Raw genomic sequence first — 24,152 nt, 5'->3', positions numbered from 1 at the left:
AAAATAATATAAATTTGCAGGGTCAAACAACGGATACAAATAAACAACACAACTTTTATGTCAACATTTCGTTTTCAGGCTCTAAAAGAGGCCAGCAGTAGAAAACCGGTAGCGGTAGAAGAACTGGATAAAAAATCACTGATTTTTGGAAGTAATGTATTTAATGATAAAGCGATGCGTCAGTTTCTGACCAGCGAAGCGTATCAGGCGGTAAAAAATGCAGTTCAGCACGGAACAAAAATTGACAGAAGACTGGCCGATTATATCGCATTGGGAATGAAAGAGTGGGCGTTATCTAAAGGAGTAACACACTACACACACTGGTTTCAGCCGTTAACAGGAACGACCGCCGAAAAGCACGATGCTTTTTTCGAAACGTCATTTGACGGAAGCGACCCGGTAGAAAAATTCGGAGGAAGCCAGTTGGTACAACAGGAACCGGATGCGTCCAGTTTCCCGAACGGAGGAATCCGAAATACTTTTGAAGCCAGAGGATATACCGCCTGGGATCCAACATCACCGGCTTTTATCTTTGGAACAACGCTATGTATTCCAACCGTATTTATTTCGTATACCGGAGAAGCGCTGGATTATAAGACACCTTTATTACGGGCCTTACATGCTATTGATCAGGCGGCTACCGATGTGGCGCGTTATTTCGATAAAAACGTTAAAAAAGTAACGCCAACCTTGGGTTGGGAACAGGAATATTTTTTGGTTGACAGTGCTTTGGCGGCTTCAAGACCCGACATTCTGGCAACCGGAAGAACCTTATTAGGCCATACATCGGCCAAAGGGCAACAATTGGAAGACCATTACTTCGGATCGATACCAACCCGTGTATTAAACTATATGAGGGATTTGGAAAACGAATGTATGTTATTGGGAATCCCGGTAAAAACACGTCACAACGAGGTAGCACCGAATCAGTTTGAGTTGGCGCCAATTTTTGAGGAAACCAATTTAGCGGTTGATCATAACTCCTTATTGATGGATGTGATGCAAAAAGTAGCGGAGCGTCATTATTTTAAAGTGCTATTCCACGAAAAACCATTTAAAGGTGTAAACGGATCCGGAAAACACAACAACTGGTCTTTGGCAACCGATACCGGTGTGAACCTGTTAAGTCCGAGCAAAACGCCAATGAGTAATTTGCAATTCCTGACCTTCTTTATCAATACCATCAAAGCAGTTTATAATAATGAAGAATTGGTACGGGCTTCCATTGCTTCTGCAAGTAATGATCATCGTTTAGGTGCGAATGAAGCGCCACCGGCTATTATTTCGGTATTCATTGGTCAGCAATTAACAAAAGTATTGGAAGAACTGGAAGGTGTTTCGAAAGGGAAACTATCACCGGAAGAAAAAACCGATCTTAAATTAAACGTAGTTGGAAAATTACCGGATGTATTTTTGGATAATACCGACCGAAACAGAACGTCACCGTTTGCGTTTACCGGAAACAAATTTGAATTCCGTGCGGTAGGATCATCGGCAAACTGTGCCAACTCGATGACGATTTTAAACACCATCGTAGCCAAACAGTTAAAAGACTTTAAAATCGAGGTGGACAACCTGATCGAAAATAAAGACATGAAAAAAGATGATGCGATCTTCAACGTATTGAGAGAGTACATCAAACAATTCAAAAAAATCCTTTTCGAAGGCGACGGATATAGCGAAGCCTGGGAACAGGAAGCAGCCAAAAGAGGATTAAGCAATCATAAAACCACTCCAAAAGCCTTAAAAGCGAAAGTGTCGAAACAGGCATTGGCATTGTTTGAAGAGATGGGCGTTATGAATCATGTGGAAATGGAAGCCCGTTATGAAATCGAATTGGAAGAATATGTAAAAAAGATCCAGATCGAAGGACGTGTTTTAGGTGATATTGCCCGTAACCACGTAATCCCTACAGCAATCCGTTATCAGAACACTTTAATCGAAAACGTAAAAGGATTAAAAGAGATTTTCGGAAAAGAATTTGAAACTATCGGACGCGAGCAAATTGGTTTGATCAAAGAAATTTCAGAGCACATTGCAGCCATCAATGCCAAAGTGGAAGAAATGACCGAAGAGCGTAAAAATGCCAACGAACTGTTGGAAATAGAAAAACAGGCAGAGGCCTATTGCGAAAAAGTAAAACCATACTTTGATGTAATTCGTTATCACAGTGACAAACTAGAACTTTTAGTAGACAATGAGATTTGGACGCTAACCAAATATAGGGAGTTGCTTTTCACCAAATAAGGTTAGAAATCAATATAATACTAAAAATAAGCCTCCGGAAACGGAGGCTTATTTTGTTAAAAAACAATGCTTTTCATCTGATTTTTTATTCATCTTATAGAAAATCGGGTGTTTTTGCAAATAAAGTCAGATGGCTGTCTTTTAGCAAAATATAAAATGGCTATCTTTGAAAAGGAAAATAACCACAATTTTCCGGACTTTCAAAACAACATTTCCACCATGTCGCAACCGACATAAAGGATACCCACGAATCGTATTGCTTCCTCATAATAGAAATGAAATTTTAACCAATTAAATATTTTTATTATGAAAAAAGTGATTTTTGGCATCTCCGCGATGCTGTTAACCGCAGGGGCATTTGCCCAATTTAATTTAAGTACTGTAAGCCAGACCGGAATTGGGAACATGTCGAATGTAAACCAGGCAGGATTTTTAAATATTTCCGATGTTGATCAGCTAGGATTTTTCAATAATTCTGATGTGGATCAATTGGGAATTTTAAATGGTTCTGATGTCGATCAGGTAGGATGGGGAAATGATGCCAGTGTAGCACAATGGGGGATTTTTAACCAATCATCCGTTTATCAGTTGGGCGCTTTTAACGATGCCAGCGTAACACAGATCGGTATTGCCAACAGTTCCGATATCCAACAAATCGGAATTGGAAACGATGCTTCCGTACTACAAGTAGGAACGCTTAATGATGCCAATGTATTACAGGTAGGAGCCGGAAACGACGCAGCTGTGATTCAGGTGGGTACTGCCAACGTAGCCGATCAGACTCAGTTTGGAGACGATAACACCGCTTTGGCAGTACAAGCTGGAACCGGTAACTATTCCATGCAAATGCAAGTGGGTGAAGACAACACTGCGATGGCTTTCCAAACCGGAACCGGTAACCAATCCTACCAATTCCAGTTAGGTGAAGATAACATGGCGGTTCACACTCAGGACGGATTCTATAATACCGCAATTACAACTCAGGCCGGCGACGCCAACCTTTCTTTGATCAATCAGGATGGTGCGTTAAACTTTGCCTGGACCAACCAAACCGGTTTAGGACAAATGAGTTTTGTAAATCAGGCTGGTATTGCTAACGTATCTTTAGTAAACCAATCAAATTAATCCCATAGAAAAGAGGAGAGGTAACGATAGCGCGATCTCTCCTTTTTCCTCCTAAATAGCAATGCCATGAAAAGGACGGTAACATACGGATTGCTACTGGTTTTGTTTTCCTGTAACCTTCAGGCACAGAACGAACAGGATTTTAAACAATTCGGACTGCAACAACAGCAGGAAGCCGTGCAAAAGGCACAAAAAGAAAAAAACTTTTCGGGAAATAACACGGTTACGATTCAACAGATAGGTTATCAGAATTATAGCAACATAGCCGTTAAAGCCCAACAAGCGAACATCGATGTCAAGCAGTTGGGAAATCAAAATAACCTGGAGCTGTATAAAAGTGCCAGGGAGATCAATCAGTCATTGATTCAGAAAGGAAACAACAACAATATCAATGACTTTTCCGCCAATCCGTATAGCGCGAGCAACAATCAGATACTCCAGTACGGAAACAATTTGAATTATACCAGTTACGGATCGAATTCGATATCCGATGCCATGAAAATCATCCAAAGAGGGAATTCCGGATCCCTACTGATCATAAACCGATAACAGTGCATCATGAAACCAATCTACCTGCTTTTAGTACTACTGTTTGCCTTTTCATTTTCCGGATATACTCAGATTATGAACAAAGAGGTTAAAGCCAAAATTGAAACGACAGAAATCGAAAACATGCTGTCGGTTACCGGAACGGCCGAAAATGTAACGGAAGTGCATAAAAGTTTACGTTACAAACTAACGGTCATCAAAAAAAACAAAAGAAGTAAAAACCTTTCAAACAACTCGCAGGACGGCCGGTTTACACTGGCGCCCAACGAAAAAAAAGTACTGTCCAAAACCCAGGTGAACATTTCCAAAGAAGACGAAACCATTCTGTTGTTACTCATTTACGACGAAGACGATAAAATTATCGGAAAAGACCGAATTGTGGTAGGGGAAACCGACAAAGCCGAACAACCTGCCGACGGGCTCGAACTAATAGGAATTGTATCGGACGAAACCAAGACCAAGTTCGGAAAGGAATTCTACGACTATTTCTACGGTAAATATCAGGAAAAAAAACTCAATGCCCGTAAAATCGTAAAAATAGAAGAAGAGCTCAGTTTTGGTCGTACTACCCGAATCCGGGTGGTCATTGATAATGATTTGATAAACGAATTTGTTTCGCGACCCGATGAGGATTTTCTGCTCTATATGGCTGAGGATTCCATCGCAAAATTGATCAAATATTTTCAGGACGTCGAAAAACAAAAAAACTATATAACACAGTATTAATGCTAGCTTTTGCCTTATGAAAACAATCGTTTTTTTAGTGATGATGACGCTTTCCGGAGTGTATGCAATGGCTCAGGATCTGGTTTACAAACCGATAAATCCGGCCTTTGGAGGCGACACATTTAATTACCAGTGGTTACTCAATTCTGCCGATTCGCAGAATAAGTTTAAAGAACCGACCAGCGATTTGTACAAACCGCAGACAGAATTGGAACGATTCAAAGAAAATTTAAACAACCAATTGTTAAACTACATATCGCGATCGTTGTTTCAGCAACAATACGGCGATGGTACCACAACAGCAGGTACCGGTACAGGAACGGGTACCGGAACCGGTGGACTTCAGCAGGGAACCTATGTTTTTGGAAGCCTGTCGGTCGAAATTTACCCGTCCAATCTCGGTGTCGTCGTAAACATACTCGATATCACAACCGGCGAACAAACACAAGTCATCATTCCAGGAAATTAATATGAAAAGAGCACCATTACTTTCGTTATTACTGGTACTAACCTTATCGGGTTGCGGCGCCTATTTTAACCAACCGGTAGGCGTTGAAAAAGCCGCCATCGGAGAGCCCACCCCGTCGACCAGTGCCTTAAAAGCACTACCGCCTCCCAAGGAACCGGTAGTGATCGGAGTCTATAAATTCAGAGACCAGACCGGACAATACAAACCCACTGAAACCGGAAGTACCTTTAGTACGGCTGTTACGCAGGGTGCGACCTCTATCCTGATAAAAGCATTGGAAGATTCCAAATGGTTTACGCCCATTGAAAGGGAAAACCTGGCAAACCTGATGAACGAACGCAATATTATCCGTTCTACCCGACAGGAATACAACAAAGATCAGAATGCGCCCGAAATGCAATTGGCACCTTTGCTGTATGCCGGTGTATTATTGGAAGGTGGCGTGATTTCATACGATTCAAATATTATTACCGGTGGGTATGGCGCGCGTTATTTTGGCGCAGGCGGATCGGCCCGTTACAAACAGGATCGGATTACCATTTACCTGCGTCTGGTGTCGACATCAAACGGGAAAATACTCAAAACGATTTATGTTTCGAAAACCATCTTGTCGCAATCGGTTGATGCGAGCCTGTTTCGCTATGTCGATTTTAAACGATTGTTGGAGGTGGAAACCGGATTTACAAAAAACGAACCCATTCAGATGGCGATTACTGAGGCTATCGAAAAAGGAGTGGAAGGGCTTATTATTGAAGGAATCCGCGATAATATCTGGGAAGCCAAAGCACCCATTGCGAAGTTAACAGAATTGATTAACAATTATGATGCGGAAAAACAGGATGCCGATGTCTCCGGATTATACGGTCGGCATTTCACCGAACGCCGGGCACGTTATGGTATTGAAATCGGAGGCGGAACAACTTTGATCAACGGCGATTATCCGAACGCCGAATTAAAACCGATGATCCGCGGTGGATTAAAATATTTTTTCTGGCCGAATTTTAACATGACCGCTTCGTTAAGTCCGTCGTGGTTTGGAAATAAAAATTACCTCGATGTGGGCTATCTCATTGGCGATTTGAATTTTGAATTACTGGTTTTGCCCTACGATCGGTGTACGCCTTATATCTACGGTGGCGGCGGATTGGGAATTAACAGCGCCTATGAAAATTTGCATACGAAAATACAGTTTGGTTTGGGCGTGGAATATCTGCTGACGGATAATTTCGGCATAAAACTTTACGGTGAAAATAATATTACCTTTTCGGATAAAGTCGATTATCTGGTGATGGGAAAAAGAGACGATTATTATTGGCGTTTTGGAGCCGGAATTACCTATTATTTTCCAAAACAAAAGTATCCCAATAAAGCAATGAAAAAACATGTAGAAGAAAGTAAACGTGCTACAGGTTATACCAACGGTTTTCCGGAAAACTAAAAGAAAGGGATATGAAAATACTAATCAGAATAGGACTGTTGTTAACGCTTTTTGGTATCGCATGGTCTTGCAGTCAGGAAGAATTTATTGAAAAAGGCCAGGGAATCGTTAAGGGAAGAGTGGTCGAATCGGAAACCTATACGCCCATTGCCAATGCCAGGGTATCGTCCAGTCCGAGTACCAGTACGGTTTTTACCGATTCGTTGGGGTATTATACCGTGACACAGGTCAATGAAGGCGATTATTCGTTTGAAGCCCGAAAAGATGGCTATATCGCCAAATTCGAAGCTGTACACGTTAACACCGGCGGAACCACCGAAATGGTCTTTGAACTGGTGAAACAACAGGAAAACAATTTGCCGCCAACAGTTCCGGTTTTGACCACGCCAACCGATAATGCCTTGGATCAATCGTTGGAAGTTACTCTTAAGTGGACCTGTACCGATCCGGAAGACGATGCGCTTACCTATAAGGTTACGCTACGAAACGACACCAGTAACAATGTAGTGACGTATGATAATATTACCACGACCAGCTTTACGCTGACGAACCTGAATTATAGCACCAAATATTATTGGCAGGTTACAGCGAACGACGGCATTAATACGGATGTCAATAGTCTGACGAGTTCATTCCGAACGCTGATGTTTCCGAATGCCCGTTACCTTTTTGTACGGAAAGCAGGTGATAACAATGTGATTTTTACAGCCGATGATTCCGGAAATGAATTGCAAATCACCTCGGATGCGACCAATAGTTTCCGACCACGCAAAAATACGCAGGCCAACAAAATTGCCTTTATAAGAACCACCGGCGGACAAGGGCACATCTATACGATGAAACCCGACGGTTCCAGCGAATTTAAAGTAACGAGCAATGTTCCGGTGGCTGGATTTAATCTGGATTATTATAATTACTGCTGGCGCGCCAATGGTAGTCAGCTGATTTATTCCAATTTCGATAAATTATACCGGATCAATGCCGATGGAAGTGGTTTAATCCAATTATACCAAACGCCAACCGGGAAATTTATATCGGAATGCGACTGGAGTTACGACGGCAATCTCATTGCCTTAAAAGTGAATGATCTTAGTGGTTATAATGTTGAGATTTATGTGATTGATATGTCCGGAAATGTCGTTGCAAATGTGTTATCCGGTGTTAATGGTGCCGCCGGAGGCTTACATTTGTCGGTAAATAATACCAAACTGGTATTTACCAGAGACGTTTCCGGCTACCAAAGCAGCGATTACCGTCAATTGGACAACAGAATATTTATGTATGATTTTACAACTAATGCAACCACCGAAGTCGCGGTGCAACGTCCGGCCGGATACAACGATCTGGATGTTCGCTTTTCGCCAAACGAAGCGGAGCTGATCTTTGTGAGTACGTCCAACGATGGGGTGTCGCCACGAACGATTACAAAATATACGATGGGAACATCGAATTCCCGGACAACACTGTTTAGTAATGGTGTGATGCCCGACTGGAAATAAACGTCCACCTCTTTCTTTTTGGTAAAGGCGTGTCTCTTGAACATTCAGGACGCGCCTTTATTATTTTTGCGAAAAAACAGCGGAATACTTTTAAAATTCACCGGAATATCGTTAATTCGTTACAGTAAACTACTGAAATGAAATCGTTTTTAGCCTTTTTTCTACTCCTTATGGCCGCGTTTAGCGCGTCGGCACAGGAATCGTTTGTTGTCTATTTCGAAAGCAACAAACACGAACTCAATAAAAAAGAAATGCTCCGACTGGAAAGCTGGATGCAACAAAATACCACGTCAAAAATCGTCGCCATTAATGGCTTTACCGACGAAGATGGAACCACGGCCTATAACGACACACTGGCTCAGAAACGGGTGTCCTATATCTATGATCTGGTAAAAGAAAAAGTGAAAACCCGGGACGATTTTAAAACCCGCAGTTTTGGAGAAAGCCATAAACAATCTAAAATCAAAGCCGAAAACCGGAAAGTAACCATCCATTATATCCTGGCGAAAGACCTGTCGCGGGAAAATGAAATATTAGGGATTCAACCGGTTGCCCAAATACAGAGAGTCGGATTGCCATTGGATGCTTCACTGGAGTTGCAGGTACGACGTGCCGCTGTAGGAGATAAATTAAAACTGGAGAATCTTAATTTTTACGAAAATACCTTTGCTATTTTGCCCGAATCCCGACCGAAAATGTTTGAATTACTGGAGATCATGAAAAAGAACCCGAAACTAAAAATCCAGATTCAGGGACATATCTGCTGTATGCCAAACGACCGGGCCGATTTGTCGACCAAACGCGCCAAAGCCATCCGAATGTTTTTGGAAGCACACGGAATCGATAAAAGCCGGGCGACCTTTAAAGGATTCGGAAGTACGCAACCGATCAATCCGCTACCGGAGAAAAATGAAGAAGAGCGCGCGGCCAACAGAAGAGTGGAAATTGAAATCATAGAAAACTAAGCGGAATATTTTCAAATCCGCATTTTTTTCAAATTCCACATTTTAGAGTATCTTTGCGGGACAACAACACACACAAAATACATGAGTTCTGATACGAGTAAACGTTACAGTTTAAGAGGCGTTTCTGCCGCCAAAGAAGATGTGCATAACGCCATTAAAAACATAGACAAAGGGCTTTTCCCAAAAGCATTCTGCAAAATAGTACCCGACTACCTGACCAATGACACCGATTATTGCTTGATCATGCATGCTGACGGAGCCGGTACAAAGTCCTCATTAGCGTATTTATACTGGAAAGAAACCGGCGATATGTCGGTTTGGAAAGGCATCGCACAAGACGCTTTGATCATGAATATCGACGACCTGTTATGTGTGGGCGCGGTCGATAACATTATGCTGTCGTCTACCATCGGACGAAACAAAAACCTGATTCCGGGCGACGTAATTTCGGCCATTATCAATGGAACAGAAGAATTGATCACCGAATTAAAATCGTTTGGTGTAACCATTCATTCCACCGGAGGCGAAACGGCCGATGTAGGAGATCTGGTTCGTACCCTGATTGTTGATTCGACTGTAACGGCACGAATGAAACGCGCCGATGTGATCGATAATGCCAATATCAAAGCCGGTGATGTAATTGTTGGTTTGGCTTCTTTCGGACAGGCAACCTACGAAACCGAATACAACGGCGGAATGGGAAGTAACGGACTAACATCGGCTCGTCATGACGTATTTCATAACTATCTGGCGCAAAAATACCCGGAAAGTTTCGATGCTTCCGTACCCGAAGAGTTGGTGTATTCCGGAAATGTAAAACTAACGGATGCGGTAGAAAACGCACCAATCGATGCCGGAAAACTGGTTTTATCGCCTACGCGTACCTACGCACCGGTGATCAAAAAAATACTGGAAAAGTATAACGCTACCCAAATCCACGGAATGGTTCATTGTAGTGGTGGCGCACAAACCAAAATCCTACACTTTGTAGAAAACTTACATATTATTAAAGATAACCTGTTCCCGGTGCCGCCTTTATTTCAATTGATTCAGGAACAATCCAAAACCGATTGGAAAGAAATGTATCAGGTGTTCAATTGCGGTCATCGTATGGAATTATATGTACCAGCCGAGATTGCCGAAGACATTATTGCGATTTCCAAATCCTTTGCGATCGATGCACAAATCGTAGGACGCGTAGAAGCAGCCGAAACCAAAAAGCTGACGATAAACAGCGAATACGGACAATTCGAATATTAATAAAATACCAAAAGAATCCCTCAAATGAGGGATTTTTTATAAGGAATACCGCTAAAAGAAATATCTTTGGAGGAAACAAACAGACTATGAAAATCAATTTAAAAACAGGAATAGCCGAACTGGTTTTCGGAATGAAACAAAAGGATGTGGAAGCGGTTTATGGTAAACCGGATCGTCAGTATAAAGACGATGACAACAACATTATTTACCTGTATAACGACAATTATATGCGCCTTACGTTTTATGAAGATGAAGATATGAAACTGGGGTATATTATCGGTTCGCATCCCGAATTGGAATTGTTTGAAAACAAACTGATCGGTAGGGATACCAAAACGGTACAGGAAGAAATTCTGGACAAAGGAATCAAAGATTGGGAAACCGAAACATTCGATACCGTGGATAACGTATTCAATGAAAGTAACTGGTTAATTCTGCAATCAGAATTTGGAAAAATCATCCGTGTTGAGGTAGGTGCGATTATCAACGATAAGGACGAATTTGACTGGAAATTCAAATCAAAATAGGCGATGACAGCCACAGATATTGTACAATCCATCCATCCGTTGCCGGAAAAATCCCTGCAAAAAATCCTCGGCCGATTGTCGGAAGTTGCCTATCCAAAAGGACATTATCTGATTGAAAGCAATAAAATCGAAAACGATATTTATTTTATCAAAAAAGGAATGGCGCGGGCATTCTGTTATACCAGTGATACCGAAGTAACCTTTTGGTTTGGTCGGGAAGGCGGGGTTGTACTGTCGTTTAACAGCTATATCTTTGGAAAAACAGGATACGAAACAATAGAACTGCTCGAAAATGCCGAATTGTATCATATTAAAGCATCCGAATTAAAAGCCTTGTACGAAGAAGATATCCATATCGCCAATTGGGGACGAAAACTCAGTGAATACGAACTGGTCAAAACGGAAGAACGACTCATTTCCCGTCAGTTTAAATCGGCTTTAGAACGCTATGAAGAGTTGATAAAAGGTGATCCGGAGTTATTAAATCGGGTATCGTTGGGACATATAGCGTCCTATTTGGGTGTAACTCAGGTCACTTTAAGCCGGATTCGAGCCGAAATTCGCTAGCTTTTTTTAACATTTGTTAAAAAATAACCGACTAAAAAAACAGAATTTTGCGGTCTAAAAGTAAAGTATATGAACTGGATTTTAATTGTTATCGCCGGACTGTTTGAAGTAGGATTCGCTTCTTGTCTTGGAAAAGCCAAAGAAACCACCGGAAATGAATCCGTTATGTGGTATTCCGGATTTTTTATCTGTCTAACCATTAGTATGTTGTTATTGATCAAAGCAACACAAACTTTACCAATTGGTACAGCCTATGCGGTGTGGACTGGAATTGGTGCGGTTGGTACCGTTTTGGTTGGTATCATTTTCTTTAAAGAACCAGCCGATTTTTGGAGAATGTTCTTTATTGTTACCTTGATTGCTTCAATCATCGGGTTAAAATACGTATCCCACTAAAATCGAAAACTTTAAGAAATATTTAAAGCCGTCTTCCGTTTAATTTTACATTGTTGGAAGTAACTTTGTATAGTACTATGGTTTTATAGTGCTTAACAAAGAAAAGATGAAAGACAATTTTTCAAAAATAGCATCGGAATACGCTGTTTTCAGACCAGGATATCCACAGGAAATTATCGACTATATGGTATCGTTGACGCCACGTACGGAACAGGCGTTAGACATGGCAACGGGAAACGGTCAGTTGGCCGGAAAGTTAGCTGTATATTTTGATCAGGTATATGCGACCGATATCAGCGCACAGCAAATTGAAAACGCCGAAAAGATAGCGAATATTACCTATAGTGTACAGCCATCGGAAAAAACCGATTTTGGCGACAAACAATTTGATCTGATTGCAGTAGCGCAGGCGATACATTGGTTTGATTTTAATACGTTTAACAAGGAGATTTACAGAATCCTGAAAAATGATGGAATTTTTGTGGTATTGGGTTACGGATTGCTAAAAACAAACCCGAAAACCGATGTTATTATTAAAAAACTATATAAAGAAATTTTAGGTGACTATTGGGATAAAGAACGACGGTATATCGACGAGAACTATAAAACGATTCCATTTCCGTACGAAGAAATCAAAACCAGATCGTTCGAAAACCATTACGAATGGGATTACGAACAATTGTTAGGCTATTTGGGAACCTGGTCGGCGGTACAACATTACAAAAAGCAAAATCAAACCGACCCGTTGGAACTTATCCGGAAAGAACTGAAAACATCCTGGAAAGAAAGTGATAAAAAAGTAACATTTCCACTACTTTTGCGGATAGGAAAATTACAGAAAACACTTTAACGACTAGTTATGCCGAGAATAGTAGCCATAGATTACGGACAAAAGCGAACCGGAATAGCGGTAACCGACGAATTGCAGATTATCGCATCGGGACTTACAACCGTTCCTTCCGAAGACCTAATCGCGTTTTTAAAAACATATTTTGAAAAAGAAGACGTAATAAAAGTACTGATTGGAGAACCCTTACAAATGAACGGTCAGCCGTCGGAAAGTACGCCAATAATCGAAGCTTTTGTAACCCGGTTTAAAGCGGCTTTTCCCGACATGAAAGTAGAGCGTGTAGACGAACGTTTTACATCAAAAATGGCTTTTCAGACCATGATCGATAGTGGATTAAAAAAGAAACAACGACAAAATAAAGCCCTTATTGATGAGATTTCTGCAACAATTATGCTTCGGGATTATCTAACTCGAAAAATGATTTAGAAAAAAACTATAATTTACTAAAAGTGCGTTTTGCATTGTAAAGGTTGGAAAAAAGTGATAGTTTTTTCAAACTTTCTAAAGTAACTTTGCACTTTAAAATACTGCGATGACTACTACAATACAAAAAACTGAGGCCGATGTGGTCTTAATTGGAGCAGGAATAATGAGCGCAACATTAGGACTACTACTAAAAGAACTACAACCAAACTTAAAAATTGAAATCTTTGAACGTTTAGATGTTGCGGCTGCCGAAAGTTCGGATGCCTGGAACAATGCCGGAACTGGGCACTCAGCGTTTTGTGAATTGAACTACACACCGGAACTGGAAGACGGTTCCGTAGAAACCAAAAAAGCCGTAAAAATCGTGGAATCGTTTGAAGTTTCCCGTCAATTCTGGGCCTATCTGGTAGAACAGGGATTACTGGATAATCCGGAAAGTTTTATCAGAAGCGTACCACATATGAGCTTTGTTTGGGGTGAGAAAAACGTAAAATACCTTAAAAAACGATTTGAGGAACTACAAAAATACCATCTTTTCAAAGGGATGGAATATACAGAAGACCCGAACCGGATTCGCGAATGGGCTCCTTTGATCATGGAAGGCCGTAAAGGAACTAAAAAACTGGCGGCTACTTCAATGAAAATTGGTACCGATGTAAACTTTGGAGCCTTAACCCGTAGTATTTTTAATCACCTGCAAAAACAGGATGGTGTAAAAATGCACTTTAACCACGAGGTAAAAGACCTTAAAAAATACGAAGACGGAAGCTGGAAAGTAAAAGTAAAAGACGAAACCAACGGACAGAAGAAAAGAGTAAAAGCGAAATTCGTTTTTATCGGAGCGGGCGGTGGATCGTTATTGTTACTGGAAAAAGCGAATATTCCGGAAGGAAACGGTTTTGGTGGATTCCCGGTAAGCGGGCAATGGCTAAAATGTGTAAACCCGGAAATCATCGAAAAACACCAGGCAAAAGTATACGGAAAAGCATCGGTTGGTGCGCCGCCAATGTCGGTTCCGCATATCGATACCCGTATGATCGATGGTGAAAAAGCCTTGTTATTCGGACCTTATGCCGGATTTTCGACCAAATTCCTGAAACAAGGATCGTATTTCGATTTGGCACAATCCATCAAATTAAACAATATCAAACCGATGCTTTCTGCCGGTATTAAAAATATTCCGTTGACAAAATATTTAATTGATCAGGTATTTCAGTCTTCGGAAGACCGTTTAAAAGCGTTAAAAGAATATTTACCGGATGCGAAAAAAGAAGACTGGGTATTGGAAAATGCTGGTCAGCGTGTACAGGTAATTAAAAAAGACAAAGAAGGAAGAGGTGTTTTGGAATTCGGAACTGAAGTAGTGAATGCAGCCGACGGTTCACTGGCGGTATTGCTGGGCGCTTCTCCGGGTGCTTCGACTACCGTTTCGATCATGTTGGATTTGTTGGGACGTTGTTTCCCGGAACAGTTGGCAACTCCGGAATGGCAATCCAAACTAAAAGTAATGATTCCTTCTTACGGTACTTTACTGAATGATCAACCGGAATTGGCCGATACATTACGTGCCCATACGGCTAAAGTATTAAAGTTGGAAAACTAGATTATAGTTTAAAATATAGAAATGAAAAAAACGGCACTGTTATAACAGTGCCGTTTTTTTGTTTTATACCTGACGGTTTTTAAAACCTGTCAGGTATGGATAAACGTTATTCCGCATTTTTATTTTTTAGTGCAATAGTCGCTTTTAAAATATTTTCCGAAAGGTTGGTCAGCCAGATTAATTGTTCGATGACCAATTGGGCTTCTTCCAGTTTTAGTTTAAAATCGACATCATTTTCCAGATCTTCATGAAGCTCTTTTGCCCGTATGCTCTTTAATTCTGAAAAACTGACTTCCAGTTTGGCGCGTTCTTCTTCCGAAAGCAAATCACTTTTCGTATTATTCAATACGGCAATCGCCTGATCAAGATTTCGAACCACGGTATTGACCACGATATTAAAAGCTTCCGAAGCCTTGGTGGTTTTATGCGATTGCACATAAGTTCCGATCGAGGCCAGCGACGATAATAAGGTATGATTGAGTACCGCCAGTTTAAAAACCTGCGACTTCTGACGTTGCTTGGATTTCGGTTCCTGAATCATCCGTTGAAACGAAGCCATCAGGTTCCCGATTTCGATAAAAGCATGTTTTCGAGCCAGTTTATACGAAGTAGTCACATCGCCTTTTTTATTGTAAAAAGCACTGATTTCCAGTAAATATTCCCGGTTGGCGGCGATCGCTTTTTCCAGAAAAGTCTGTACATTCAGGAATTCCCAGGACGGCCATAACAGGTAACTAGCGGTAAAGGATAGCACCGCACCTACAAGCGTATCGAGAATACGGTATTGAATTACTTCGTTTACATTTGGAGTTAATATTCCGTAAATAAAAATCACATAAATCGTAACAAAAGTTGCCCCGATCTTATAATTGGTATTTGAAAACGTAAAGCCCAAAAGCATCGAAATCACACATAAAACGCCTAATATTGTATGATTGTTGGTGATGTACAGAAAACCGAAAGCGATAATACCACCTAAAACCGTTCCCAATATCCGTTCGATGGAACGCTGTTTCGTAAGCCCATAACCCGGGCGCATGATCACGACAATCGTTAACAGAATCCAATACGGATTTTGAAACGGTAAAAACTGACCAATGATGTAACCGAGTAATAACGTGATCGTCATTCGCAGGGAATGGCGGAAAAACGTAGAGGAAAAACTCAGGTTTTCGACCAATGTATTCCAACGGTAGTTTTGTGGTGTCAGGAATTTTTCAATGTCCTTGTTTCGGTTTTTATAATCCTGAAGGTTGATGGAATCGGAAAAAACACGTTCCAATACCTTGATTTTTTCAATCTGACGTTCGGCATAATGCAACATATTGTTAAGCATCAATACACCTTCATAAGCTTCGGCTTTACCCACGTTTTGCTCGTAAGCTGCAATAACCTTTTGCAATGCCTCCAAATCTTCCAGTAGCGAATGTCGGGACGTATATTTGGTGCCTTTTTCGATACTTCGGGCAATTTTCTTCAGACTGGCGGCGAGATTATACGCCAGATTCTGATAGGTTGCCAATACTTTCTGATGGTCGGCAAACTTTTTATGTAATTTATCGTAATCGAAAGCTGTGGATAAAGCCAGTTCCAGAATGTCGACCATCGTGGTAAACACGATCAGCATCTTACGGTTATGATTCGAGTTGGACGCGCTATTGTTTCGGATTAAAAACTCGCGTAGATTCTCATGAATTGTATTGATTTCCACCTGTAAGTGCAATTGCTTTTCGATGATTTTGGATTTATTGGCATCGATATTCCAGAGATCACCTCTCAATTTCAGATATTTTGAAGTCAGTCGGATACAATCCACGGTTAGTAATTCTACATAGCGTTTCGGTCGGATAAAATAGAAAAGCAGTGAAATCAGAATATAAAAAAGACCCCCAACGGCAATCCATACACTATGCATGATCAAGTCCCATCCTTTATAATCGTGACTAAAAGCCAGTGCAATAGCGATAAGTCCTGAAAAAGCCACCAGATTTGCCCGTTGCCCATAGGCCGACAACATCGAAAGGAAAAACAGCGTAATCCCCATCACCGGATATAAAACCCAGGGATTCTGGCTACACGCGCTAATCAATAAGGTACAACCGGCACCGAGGAAAACCGCTACCAGCAAGCCGTTAATTTTGTGTTTCAGATTTCCGTGAATATCACTTGGAAACGCCATAATTGTTCCCAAAGCGACGGTAAAACCAATACTGGAATAATCCAGTTGGGCAAAAACTATAAATGGAATTACAGCGGCAAGGGTAACTTTAAAAGCATTCGTGAAGTTGGTACTGTCGATGAATTTTCTAATTTGATATAGCATTGTCACAGTGTTAAAAGCAAAGGTAGAAAATGTAAAAAAAGTAAGCATAAAATTAAGAATGATTTTGCATAAAAATGTTTAAAAAAGTCAAATCCGGGGAATCGGTATCGGAATCTGTAAAAATTGATTACTTTTGCGGACGGATTAAGGGTATGATTTTTGCTTTTAATTCGTGTAAATCCTTTAAAATAAGAATAATGATTTTACCTATTATCGGATATGGTGATCCCGTACTGCGCAAAGTATGTGAAGAAGTGACGCAGGATTACCCGAAGTTAAAAGAAACGATTGCAAACATGTACGATACGATGTATAATGCCTATGGCGTTGGCTTGGCCGCACCGCAGGTAGGAATGCCAATACGTATTTTTATCATCGATTGTGAGCCGTTTAGCGATAGTGAAGATCTGACGCAGGAAGAACAGGAACTGTTAAAAAACTTCCGCAAAACGTTTATCAATGCCAAAATTCTGAAAGAAGAAGGCGAAGAGTGGGGATTCAACGAAGGTTGTTTAAGTATTCCGGATGTTCGGGAAGATGTATTCCGTAAAGAAAAGATCACCATCGAATATTACGACGAAGACTTTAAGAAGCATACCGACGTGTATGACGGATTGATTGCCCGGGTAATCCAACACGAATACGATCATATTGAAGGAATCTTGTTTACCGACAAAATTTCATCGTTGAAAAAAAGATTAATTTCAAAAAAATTACAAAACATCATGGAAGGCAAAACGCGTCCGGATTATAAAATGAAATTTATTGCCAAAAAAGGGCGATAATTTTTGTTTTTCAATTCAAAGATTAGATATTTGTCATCCTTTAAAAAAATAGAAAAATGAGCATCGAAAGAATATTAGCAATTTCAGGAAAACCAGGTTTATACGCATTAAAATTACAAACCAGAACCGGATTTGTAGCCGAATCATTATTAGACGGTAAAAAAATCACGGTTGGTTTACGTAGTAATGTAAGCTTACTGTCTGAAATTTCAATCTATACCTATGATGGAGAAATCCGTTTGGCAGAAGTTTTCAGAGCAATTGCTGAAAAAGAAGACAACGGACCTGCGATTTCACACAAAGAAGACAACGCAACATTGGAATCCTATTTCAGAGAAGTATTACCGGAATTTGACGAAGACAGAGTATATGCTTCCGATATTAAAAAAGTATTGAACTGGTACAATATGTTACAGGCAAATGGATTGGTATCGAAAGAAGCACCGGCTGAAGCAGCTGAAACAGAAACAGCTACTGAAGAATAATTGCGGAAACAGCTATAAAATAATCCTGCCTTCGGGCGGGATTTCTTATTTTTACACAAATTCTGAACCTATGAATACACGGCAGCAGCAACTGGACGCTTTTAATCGTTTACTCGACATTATGGAAGACCTGCGGGCAAAATGTCCCTGGGATAAAAAGCAAACGCTGGAAAGCCTTCGGCACCTTACGATTGAAGAAGTTTATGAACTGGGCGATGCCATTCTGGACAACGATCTGGACGAAATCAAAAAAGAACTGGGCGATGTTTTGTTGCATATCGTTTTCTATGCCAAAATCGGAAGTGAAAAAGAGGCATTCGATATCGGCGATGTAGCCAATTCGATCTGTGACAAGCTCATTGACAGACATCCGCATATCTATGGTGATACCGTTGTAGAAAACGAAGAACAGGTCAAACAGAATTGGGAAAAACTAAAACTTAAGGAAGGTAAAAAATCCGTTTTGGAAGGCGTACCTAAAAGTCTGCCGGCATTGGTAAAAGCCAGTCGGATTCAGGATAAGGTAAAAGGCGTCGGTTTCGACTGGGAAGAGCCGCATCAGGTATGGGATAAGGTTCAGGAGGAACTGGAAGAATTACAGGTTGAAGTGAAGAAAGGGGATCAGGACAAGATGGAAGCGGAGTTTGGCGATGTGTTGTTTTCAATGATCAACTATGCTCGTTTTCTAAATGTAAACCCGGAAGATGCCTTGGAGCGTACGAATAAAAAGTTTATCAAACGTTTTCAGTATCTCGAAAGTAAAGCCGCCGAAATGGGTAAGCCATTAGCCGATATGACATTGGCCGAAATGGATGTTTTCTGGGAAGAAGCTAAAAAGCACTAAGATGATCGCACAAACACCGGAACCACCGTATTATGCGGTGATTTTTACATCCGAGCGAACGGAAATTGACGACGATTATGGTGTGACAGCCGATCGTATGGTCGAACTTGCCAAACAGCAACCCGGTTTTTTAGGAGTGGAATCGGCACGAAATGCGATTGGTATTACGGTTTCCTACTGGACCGATTTGGAGGCGATTACCCACTGGAAAAAAAATGTCGAACATACTATTGCCCGTGAAAAAGGGCGTGCCGACTGGTATCGTGTTTTTAAAGTGCGTATTGCCAAAGTGGAACGCGATTATGGTTTTGAAAAATAAAAGATAACAAATTAAAACATGAATAAAATTACCCTACTGTTTTTACTGACAGTTAACGTTCTTTTTGCACAAAAAAATAGTACAGTTGCCGAAATCGTCGTACAGGTAAAACCCGGCACTACAGAAGAATTGGTATACGGTTTTGCTGAAGGTGATCAGATTTTGCTCACTTTTGAAGAGGAAAACGGAAAAAAGCTAAACGAAGTATCGGTTTCGGAATTTCCGGACATCCTTAAATTTAAAGCGATGGATGTCAAAAAAGTAAAAAAGCAGGCCATTTTGGTCAGTCATAAAGGGGTTTATAAATTCCTTTTTAAAAATACCGAAAAGGAGCCGAAGCAGCTTTCGGTACTGATACAGCGTACACCGGCTACTGAAGAAAACCGGAATTTTAATACGACGGTCAAATGGGTAACAGAACAGGATACGACCTGGAATTCGTTTACCAAAGAAGTTGTGGTAGGTTATGATACGGTATATGTTCGTAAAAGCCGAAAGGTAGTTACTTTCGAAAAGAAATACGAGGAAATGGTGGTTGACAAAAGTCAGCGGGTGAGTGCCAAAACAAGTCTGGATCCGAGCCAGTCGGGTATCTTTTTTACACTACCGGGGAATTCCATCACGGCAGATGAAAGCAAAAAAGTAGTGGCCTGGGCGTATTGGGTTGGTGTTGGAAAAGAAAGCAATGATTATTGGCAACAAAACCGCAAGGTTATCGTAGGAGCTGTTCAGGGCGCAACAACGATTTTTACCAGTCCGTTAGGTGGACTAGCGGCCGGAGCGGTAACCAATCTGGCATTGCCGTCTATTGGGGAAGACGTGGAATATGCATTGGTAAACGAAGAAAACAAAAAGTTATACCTTCAGGGGAAACCGATTAAATCCTACGATTTCGGAAAAGGAATTGCAACATCGAAACGCTTTACCGAACCGGGAATGTTACAGGGTAAATTCTATGTGATGCTGAAAAATGACAACTACGTACAGCCTATCGATGTGAATGTAAAAGTGTCGGCCATTATAGAACATAAAAAGTTTAAAGAGGAGACCTATATGGACAAACAGATCAGTCCGAAATATGAAAAAAAGATATTGTCCGAACCGAATATTGTAACCCGGAAATTCCCGGCAACGTTCGATTATAAAAGGAAATAGGAAGAGAATAAAGAATAAAGAGGTTGGAATTTTCAACCTCTTTTTGTTTTACACCTGACCCGTTTTAAAAACGGGTCAGGTGTTATAGGTGTTCAAATTATATCTTTTTAAAGATCACAATTCCGTTATGACCGCCAAAACCGAATGCGTTGCTCATAGCGACGTCCACTTTTTTCTCAAGTGCCTGATTCGCTACAATATTTATACCTTCCGGGATATTCGGATCAACGTCATCTAAATTGATTGTTGGCGGAATGATACCGTGATTAATTGCTTTAATCGACAATATGGCCTCGATCGCACCGGCGGCTCCTAATAAGTGTCCTGTCATCGATTTGGTAGCGCTCACACTAAGATTCGGACTGTTAGCAAATACTTTTTTAACAGCGGTTAACTCGCTCACATCACCAACAGGAGTGGAAGTTGCATGCATGTTCAGATAATCCACCTGATTCGGAGTCAATTGTGCTTCTTCAAGAGCCAATTCCATTGCTTTAGCGGCACCGATTCCTTCCGGATGCGGAGATGTCATATGATACGCATCGGCTGTCATTGCAGCACCTACGATTTCAGCATACATTTTAGCCCCTCTTTTTACCGCATGATCATAATCTTCAAGGATTAAAGCTCCGGCACCTTCACCCATTACAAACCCGTCGCGATTCACGTCAAAAGGACGACTAGCCGCTGCTGGATCGTCATTGCGGGTCGACATGGCTTTAAGGGCCGAAAAACCACCCATCGAAGCCGGCGTAATAGGTGCTTCCGAACCACCGGTGACAAACACTTTGGCTTTGCCCAGTTTGATGTAATTATACGCATCCATGATGGCCGTATTAGACGTCGCACAAGCCGAAACCGTCGTATAATTAATGCCGCGCAATCCGTATTTCATTGAGATCATTCCCGATGCCATATTGATAATCAACTTAGGGACAAAAAACGGACTAAAACGAGGTGTTCCGTCGCCTAAAGTATAGTCGCGCACTTCGTTTTCGAACGTTTCCATTCCACCTTGTCCAACACCCCAGATTACCCCGATATCAAACGGATCGATAGTCGTTAGGTCCAATCCAGAATCTTCCATCGCCTCGGCGGCACTATATAAGGCATACTGTGTAAACAAGTCACTACGCTTGATTTCGTTATGGGTGAGATAATTCGATGGTGTAAAATTCTTTACCTCACAGGCAATCTGCGATTTGAATTTCGAAGCGTCGAAACGTGTTATTTTGGAGGCTCCGCTAATTCCTTTGATACTGTTGTTCCAGAATTCGGTGACCGTATTTCCAATTGGGGTAAGCGCCCCAAGTCCTGTAATTACAACTCTTTTCATTATTAATGGTTTTCTACTGATAAGTATGTTTAAAAATCTACGTTTCCTGAATATTTTGCTGAATCACCTGGCAAACATCGTTTTGCAATACCTTGTTTAAAAGCAAAGAAGCTAATAACGACGACTGGATGCAATAGGCTTTTGCTTTTGGAGTTTCCGTAAAATGAAAACTACCATCGGCTTTTCCTTTTTCCAGTAATCCGGTAAGCCACTGAAGAATACTTTCGGCCATTTCCTTGAGCTTTTGCTGCATTTCGGGCGATAAGGTATCGTGTACCGGAGACAAAGCACCCATAAGACATACCCATCGATTCTCACGGGTTTTATTATGCATACAGGTATACTGATGCAATTGCGTCTCATACGGTAATGATTCCCAGGCAGCAATAGTTTCCTTAAATCGTTCCGTTGTATGATCAATAACAGCTGCGCCCAAATCCGATTTGGATGGGAAATAGTAGTGTATGGCCGCGTTTTTAATGTTCAGTTCTTTGGAAATATCCGCATAACTAAATGCATTATAGCCTTTTGACCGGATCAATTCGTCGGCAAGCCGGATAATATGGGATCGGGTATCCTTCATCAGGGCAAAGATATAAATTTTACTTATTAGTAAGTAAGTGTTGTAATTTATTTTATATCCGTACGCAACAAGTTGGTATAACCTTTGGCTAAGAGTCGGGTTTTATCGTGATTCCAGATTTCGCATTGGGCATTTACGATTTGTTTTCCTTTTTTGTTGATGGCGGTTTCGGCAATAATCACATCGTTTTCGCGTGCCGAAGCAAAATAATCGATCACATTATTAATTGTCGGATAAAAATAAGGCTCATTATACGAAATCAGCGTCGCACCGATTGCATCGTCGATCATGGCAGCGATAATGCCACCGTGTAGTGTGCGATACGGATTGGTCATTTCGTGACGTATGGTATATTGGAAAACCAGTTTGCCTTCTTCCACTTCCAACATGGTTGGTCGGAGCCAGTTCATAAAAGGAGATGGAGAAGTATTAACCTCCTTACCGATATGTTGTTTTAAAAAATCAAAAGCGTCGTTTTTCATAAGATAAAATAAGATTACAATTTTTCGAGAACTACGGCCGATGCGCCACCACCGCCATTACAGATAGCCGCGACACCATAACGGCCGTTTTCCTGTTCCAGTACCGATAGTAAAGTTGTGATGATTCGGGCACCGGAAACCCCGATTGGATGCCCCATCGCAACCGCACCACCGTATACATTTACTTTTTCGGGCGCAAGACCTAGTATTTGCTGATTAGCGAGAATCACAGCCGAATAAGCTTCGTTGATTTCAAAATAATCGATTGCATTCAAGGATAGCTTTGCCTGTTCCAGAGCTTTCGGAATCGCAAGCGAAGGTGAAGTGGTAAACCATTCCGGAGCTTGTGCTGCGTCGGCATAGCCAATAATCCGGGCAACGGGTTTTAGGTTATATTGTGCGACAGCTTCATCGGAAGCCAGTAAAATCGCGCAGGCAGCGTCGTTTAGGTTACTTGCATTCGCAGCGGTTATGGTACCGTTTTCTTCAAATGATGGCGCCAGTTTTGCAATTTTTTCCAGGATGATTTTATAAATGTCTTCGTCCTGATCCATAATCCGGGTTTCCTTTTTGTCTTGTATGGTGATCGGAATGATTTCGTTTTTGAATTTACCCGATTGGGAAGCTTCAGTGGCTTTGCGATAGGATTCCAACGCATAGGCATCTTGTGCTTCCCGACTGATATTGAATTTTCGGGCGCAGATTTCGGCGGCATTTCCCATATGAAAATGATGGTACGGATCGGTTAGTCCGTCTTTTAAAAGTCCGTCGGTTACCGTATCATGTCCCATTTTGGTTCCTTTTCGATGTTGGATATAATGCGGAACATTACTCATGCTTTCAAAACCTCCGGCCAATACGATTTGATCAATGCCTAATTGAATTTGTTGTGCGCCCAACATAACGGCTTTCATACCGGAAGAGCAAACCTTATTGATCGTTGTACAATCTGTTTTGTCCGGAATTCCGGCGGTTAATGCAGCTTGTCTGGCTGGCGATTGTCCTAAGTTGGCCGAAAGGACATTCCCCAAATAAACGGAATCAATAGCAGTTGGCGGTAGTCCGCTTTGTTCCAAAAGCCCGGTTATGGCGATTTTACCCAATTCGGTCGCACTTAGTGACGCTAAACTACCCAGAAATCCTCCTATGGGAGTACGTCGGGCTAAGATGATGTTTACATTTTTCATAAAATA

The 24,152-nt window shown here is 41.2% G+C and carries 25 protein-coding genes; 20 read left to right on the top strand and 5 right to left on the bottom strand.

Annotated elements, in window-relative coordinates:
- Positions 1–57: 57 nt before the first annotated feature.
- The 15 genes from ABFU83_RS09685 to ABFU83_RS09615 all read left to right on the top strand — a co-directional run bounded on the left by ABFU83_RS09685 (position 58) and on the right by ABFU83_RS09615 (position 14,647).
- Positions 58–2,247, top strand: a complete 2,190-nt coding sequence (locus ABFU83_RS09685) for a glutamine synthetase III (RefSeq protein WP_347065521.1) — start codon at positions 58–60, stop codon at positions 2,245–2,247.
- 306 nt (positions 2,248–2,553) lie between these two features.
- Positions 2,554–3,372 (top strand): hypothetical protein, encoded by an 819-nt coding sequence (locus ABFU83_RS09680; protein ID WP_347065520.1) that lies wholly within the window; start codon positions 2,554–2,556, stop codon positions 3,370–3,372.
- Between the two features lie 66 nt (positions 3,373–3,438).
- On the top strand, positions 3,439–3,921 hold the full coding sequence (locus tag ABFU83_RS09675; protein WP_347065519.1) for a hypothetical protein: 483 nt from the start codon (positions 3,439–3,441) through the stop codon (positions 3,919–3,921).
- A 9-nt stretch (positions 3,922–3,930) separates the two neighbouring features.
- Complete coding sequence (csgH, locus tag ABFU83_RS09670; protein ID WP_347065517.1) at positions 3,931–4,647, top strand: curli-like amyloid fiber formation chaperone CsgH; 717 nt, start codon at positions 3,931–3,933, stop codon at positions 4,645–4,647.
- 16 nt (positions 4,648–4,663) lie between these two features.
- Positions 4,664–5,116, top strand: a complete 453-nt coding sequence (locus ABFU83_RS09665; RefSeq protein ID WP_347065515.1) for a curli production assembly/transport component CsgF — start codon at positions 4,664–4,666, stop codon at positions 5,114–5,116.
- Position 5,117: 1 nt separating this feature from the next.
- On the top strand, positions 5,118–6,554 hold the full coding sequence (locus ABFU83_RS09660) for a CsgG/HfaB family protein (RefSeq protein ID WP_347065514.1): 1,437 nt from the start codon (positions 5,118–5,120) through the stop codon (positions 6,552–6,554).
- An 11-nt stretch (positions 6,555–6,565) separates the two neighbouring features.
- A complete protein-coding gene (locus ABFU83_RS09655) occupies positions 6,566–8,053 on the top strand; it encodes a carboxypeptidase regulatory-like domain-containing protein (RefSeq protein ID WP_347065513.1) in 1,488 nt (495 codons plus the stop codon).
- Between the two features lie 137 nt (positions 8,054–8,190).
- The gene (locus ABFU83_RS09650; RefSeq protein WP_347065511.1) at positions 8,191–9,018 is read left to right on the top strand and encodes an OmpA family protein; all 828 of its coding nucleotides are present in this window, start codon (positions 8,191–8,193) and stop codon (positions 9,016–9,018) included.
- An 81-nt stretch (positions 9,019–9,099) separates the two neighbouring features.
- Positions 9,100–10,278: an AIR synthase related protein gene (locus ABFU83_RS09645; RefSeq protein ID WP_347065509.1), complete on the top strand. Its 1,179-nt coding sequence runs from the start codon at positions 9,100–9,102 to the stop codon at positions 10,276–10,278.
- 86 nt (positions 10,279–10,364) lie between these two features.
- Complete coding sequence (locus ABFU83_RS09640) at positions 10,365–10,805, top strand: hypothetical protein (protein ID WP_347065507.1); 441 nt, start codon at positions 10,365–10,367, stop codon at positions 10,803–10,805.
- A gap of 3 nt (positions 10,806–10,808) precedes the next feature.
- Complete coding sequence (locus tag ABFU83_RS09635) at positions 10,809–11,372, top strand: Crp/Fnr family transcriptional regulator (protein WP_347065505.1); 564 nt, start codon at positions 10,809–10,811, stop codon at positions 11,370–11,372.
- Between the two features lie 69 nt (positions 11,373–11,441).
- Positions 11,442–11,768, top strand: a complete 327-nt coding sequence (locus tag ABFU83_RS09630; protein ID WP_347065503.1) for a multidrug efflux SMR transporter — start codon at positions 11,442–11,444, stop codon at positions 11,766–11,768.
- Positions 11,769–11,874: 106 nt separating this feature from the next.
- Positions 11,875–12,618, top strand: coding sequence for a class I SAM-dependent methyltransferase (locus ABFU83_RS09625; RefSeq protein WP_347065501.1), 744 nt, complete (start codon positions 11,875–11,877; stop codon positions 12,616–12,618).
- A 9-nt stretch (positions 12,619–12,627) separates the two neighbouring features.
- A complete protein-coding gene (gene ruvX, locus ABFU83_RS09620) occupies positions 12,628–13,044 on the top strand; it encodes a Holliday junction resolvase RuvX (protein ID WP_347065500.1) in 417 nt (138 codons plus the stop codon).
- 106 nt (positions 13,045–13,150) lie between these two features.
- Positions 13,151–14,647: a malate:quinone oxidoreductase gene (locus ABFU83_RS09615; RefSeq protein ID WP_347065498.1), complete on the top strand. Its 1,497-nt coding sequence runs from the start codon at positions 13,151–13,153 to the stop codon at positions 14,645–14,647.
- Between the two features lie 106 nt (positions 14,648–14,753).
- On the opposite strand, the gene ABFU83_RS09610 is transcribed toward ABFU83_RS09615, so the two are convergent.
- Positions 14,754–16,970, bottom strand: coding sequence for an FUSC family membrane protein (locus ABFU83_RS09610; protein ID WP_347065496.1), 2,217 nt, complete (start codon positions 16,968–16,970; stop codon positions 14,754–14,756).
- A 197-nt stretch (positions 16,971–17,167) separates the two neighbouring features.
- On the opposite strand from ABFU83_RS09610, the gene def reads away from it, so the two are divergent.
- From def to ABFU83_RS09585, 5 genes are all read left to right on the top strand, one after another.
- Positions 17,168–17,755: a peptide deformylase gene (gene def, locus ABFU83_RS09605; RefSeq protein ID WP_347065494.1), complete on the top strand. Its 588-nt coding sequence runs from the start codon at positions 17,168–17,170 to the stop codon at positions 17,753–17,755.
- 56 nt (positions 17,756–17,811) lie between these two features.
- Positions 17,812–18,240: a DUF5606 domain-containing protein gene (locus ABFU83_RS09600; protein ID WP_136402657.1), complete on the top strand. Its 429-nt coding sequence runs from the start codon at positions 17,812–17,814 to the stop codon at positions 18,238–18,240.
- A gap of 70 nt (positions 18,241–18,310) precedes the next feature.
- The gene (mazG, locus tag ABFU83_RS09595; RefSeq protein ID WP_347065492.1) at positions 18,311–19,084 is read left to right on the top strand and encodes a nucleoside triphosphate pyrophosphohydrolase; all 774 of its coding nucleotides are present in this window, start codon (positions 18,311–18,313) and stop codon (positions 19,082–19,084) included.
- Between the two features lies 1 nt (position 19,085).
- On the top strand, positions 19,086–19,403 hold the full coding sequence (locus tag ABFU83_RS09590) for an antibiotic biosynthesis monooxygenase (protein WP_347065491.1): 318 nt from the start codon (positions 19,086–19,088) through the stop codon (positions 19,401–19,403).
- A gap of 18 nt (positions 19,404–19,421) precedes the next feature.
- Positions 19,422–20,558 (top strand): hypothetical protein, encoded by a 1,137-nt coding sequence (locus tag ABFU83_RS09585; RefSeq protein WP_347065490.1) that lies wholly within the window; start codon positions 19,422–19,424, stop codon positions 20,556–20,558.
- A gap of 97 nt (positions 20,559–20,655) precedes the next feature.
- On the opposite strand, the gene fabF is transcribed toward ABFU83_RS09585, so the two are convergent.
- Genes fabF through ABFU83_RS09565 form a run of 4 tightly spaced genes read right to left on the bottom strand, consistent with a single transcriptional unit; the run spans position 20,656 to position 24,146 of the window.
- Positions 20,656–21,894, bottom strand: coding sequence for a beta-ketoacyl-ACP synthase II (fabF, locus tag ABFU83_RS09580; RefSeq protein WP_347065489.1), 1,239 nt, complete (start codon positions 21,892–21,894; stop codon positions 20,656–20,658).
- A 37-nt stretch (positions 21,895–21,931) separates the two neighbouring features.
- Positions 21,932–22,477, bottom strand: a complete 546-nt coding sequence (locus ABFU83_RS09575) for a TetR/AcrR family transcriptional regulator (RefSeq protein WP_347065488.1) — start codon at positions 22,475–22,477, stop codon at positions 21,932–21,934.
- Between the two features lie 47 nt (positions 22,478–22,524).
- Entirely contained in the window at positions 22,525–22,959 is a 435-nt protein-coding gene (locus ABFU83_RS09570) for a PaaI family thioesterase (protein WP_347065486.1), read from the bottom strand.
- A 14-nt stretch (positions 22,960–22,973) separates the two neighbouring features.
- The gene (locus tag ABFU83_RS09565; protein WP_347065484.1) at positions 22,974–24,146 is read right to left on the bottom strand and encodes an acetyl-CoA C-acyltransferase; all 1,173 of its coding nucleotides are present in this window, start codon (positions 24,144–24,146) and stop codon (positions 22,974–22,976) included.
- Positions 24,147–24,152: the final 6 nt, after the last annotated feature.

Source organism: Flavobacterium sp. WV_118_3, assembly GCF_039778605.1.
Taxonomy (GTDB): domain Bacteria; phylum Bacteroidota; class Bacteroidia; order Flavobacteriales; family Flavobacteriaceae; genus Flavobacterium.
Note: the sequence above shows the minus strand (reverse complement) of the source record. Positions and strands in the feature narration are given on the sequence as shown.

Bases quoted from the DNA above. Each gene is read 5' to 3' on its own strand.
- def (WP_347065494.1), top strand. From the start codon at position 17,168: ATGATTTTACCTATTATCGGATATGGTGATCCCGTACTGCGCAAAGTA.
- ABFU83_RS09610 (WP_347065496.1), bottom strand. From the start codon at position 16,970: ATGCTATATCAAATTAGAAAATTCATCGACAGTACCAACTTCACGAAT.
- csgH (WP_347065517.1), top strand. From the start codon at position 3,931: ATGAAACCAATCTACCTGCTTTTAGTACTACTGTTTGCCTTTTCATTT.
- mazG (WP_347065492.1), top strand. From the start codon at position 18,311: ATGAATACACGGCAGCAGCAACTGGACGCTTTTAATCGTTTACTCGAC.
- ABFU83_RS09650 (WP_347065511.1), top strand. From the start codon at position 8,191: ATGAAATCGTTTTTAGCCTTTTTTCTACTCCTTATGGCCGCGTTTAGC.
- ruvX (WP_347065500.1), top strand. From the start codon at position 12,628: ATGCCGAGAATAGTAGCCATAGATTACGGACAAAAGCGAACCGGAATA.
- ABFU83_RS09640 (WP_347065507.1), top strand. From the start codon at position 10,365: ATGAAAATCAATTTAAAAACAGGAATAGCCGAACTGGTTTTCGGAATG.
- ABFU83_RS09655 (WP_347065513.1), top strand. From the start codon at position 6,566: ATGAAAATACTAATCAGAATAGGACTGTTGTTAACGCTTTTTGGTATC.
- ABFU83_RS09570 (WP_347065486.1), bottom strand. From the start codon at position 22,959: ATGAAAAACGACGCTTTTGATTTTTTAAAACAACATATCGGTAAGGAG.
- ABFU83_RS09685 (WP_347065521.1), top strand. From the start codon at position 58: ATGTCAACATTTCGTTTTCAGGCTCTAAAAGAGGCCAGCAGTAGAAAA.
- ABFU83_RS09645 (WP_347065509.1), top strand. From the start codon at position 9,100: ATGAGTTCTGATACGAGTAAACGTTACAGTTTAAGAGGCGTTTCTGCC.
- ABFU83_RS09575 (WP_347065488.1), bottom strand. From the start codon at position 22,477: ATGAAGGATACCCGATCCCATATTATCCGGCTTGCCGACGAATTGATC.
- ABFU83_RS09630 (WP_347065503.1), top strand. From the start codon at position 11,442: ATGAACTGGATTTTAATTGTTATCGCCGGACTGTTTGAAGTAGGATTC.
- ABFU83_RS09675 (WP_347065519.1), top strand. From the start codon at position 3,439: ATGAAAAGGACGGTAACATACGGATTGCTACTGGTTTTGTTTTCCTGT.
- ABFU83_RS09585 (WP_347065490.1), top strand. From the start codon at position 19,422: ATGAATAAAATTACCCTACTGTTTTTACTGACAGTTAACGTTCTTTTT.
- ABFU83_RS09635 (WP_347065505.1), top strand. From the start codon at position 10,809: ATGACAGCCACAGATATTGTACAATCCATCCATCCGTTGCCGGAAAAA.
- ABFU83_RS09680 (WP_347065520.1), top strand. From the start codon at position 2,554: ATGAAAAAAGTGATTTTTGGCATCTCCGCGATGCTGTTAACCGCAGGG.
- ABFU83_RS09600 (WP_136402657.1), top strand. From the start codon at position 17,812: ATGAGCATCGAAAGAATATTAGCAATTTCAGGAAAACCAGGTTTATAC.
- fabF (WP_347065489.1), bottom strand. From the start codon at position 21,894: ATGAAAAGAGTTGTAATTACAGGACTTGGGGCGCTTACCCCAATTGGA.
- ABFU83_RS09660 (WP_347065514.1), top strand. From the start codon at position 5,118: ATGAAAAGAGCACCATTACTTTCGTTATTACTGGTACTAACCTTATCG.
- ABFU83_RS09615 (WP_347065498.1), top strand. From the start codon at position 13,151: ATGACTACTACAATACAAAAAACTGAGGCCGATGTGGTCTTAATTGGA.
- ABFU83_RS09625 (WP_347065501.1), top strand. From the start codon at position 11,875: ATGAAAGACAATTTTTCAAAAATAGCATCGGAATACGCTGTTTTCAGA.
- ABFU83_RS09665 (WP_347065515.1), top strand. From the start codon at position 4,664: ATGAAAACAATCGTTTTTTTAGTGATGATGACGCTTTCCGGAGTGTAT.
- ABFU83_RS09565 (WP_347065484.1), bottom strand. From the start codon at position 24,146: ATGAAAAATGTAAACATCATCTTAGCCCGACGTACTCCCATAGGAGGA.
- ABFU83_RS09590 (WP_347065491.1), top strand. From the start codon at position 19,086: ATGATCGCACAAACACCGGAACCACCGTATTATGCGGTGATTTTTACA.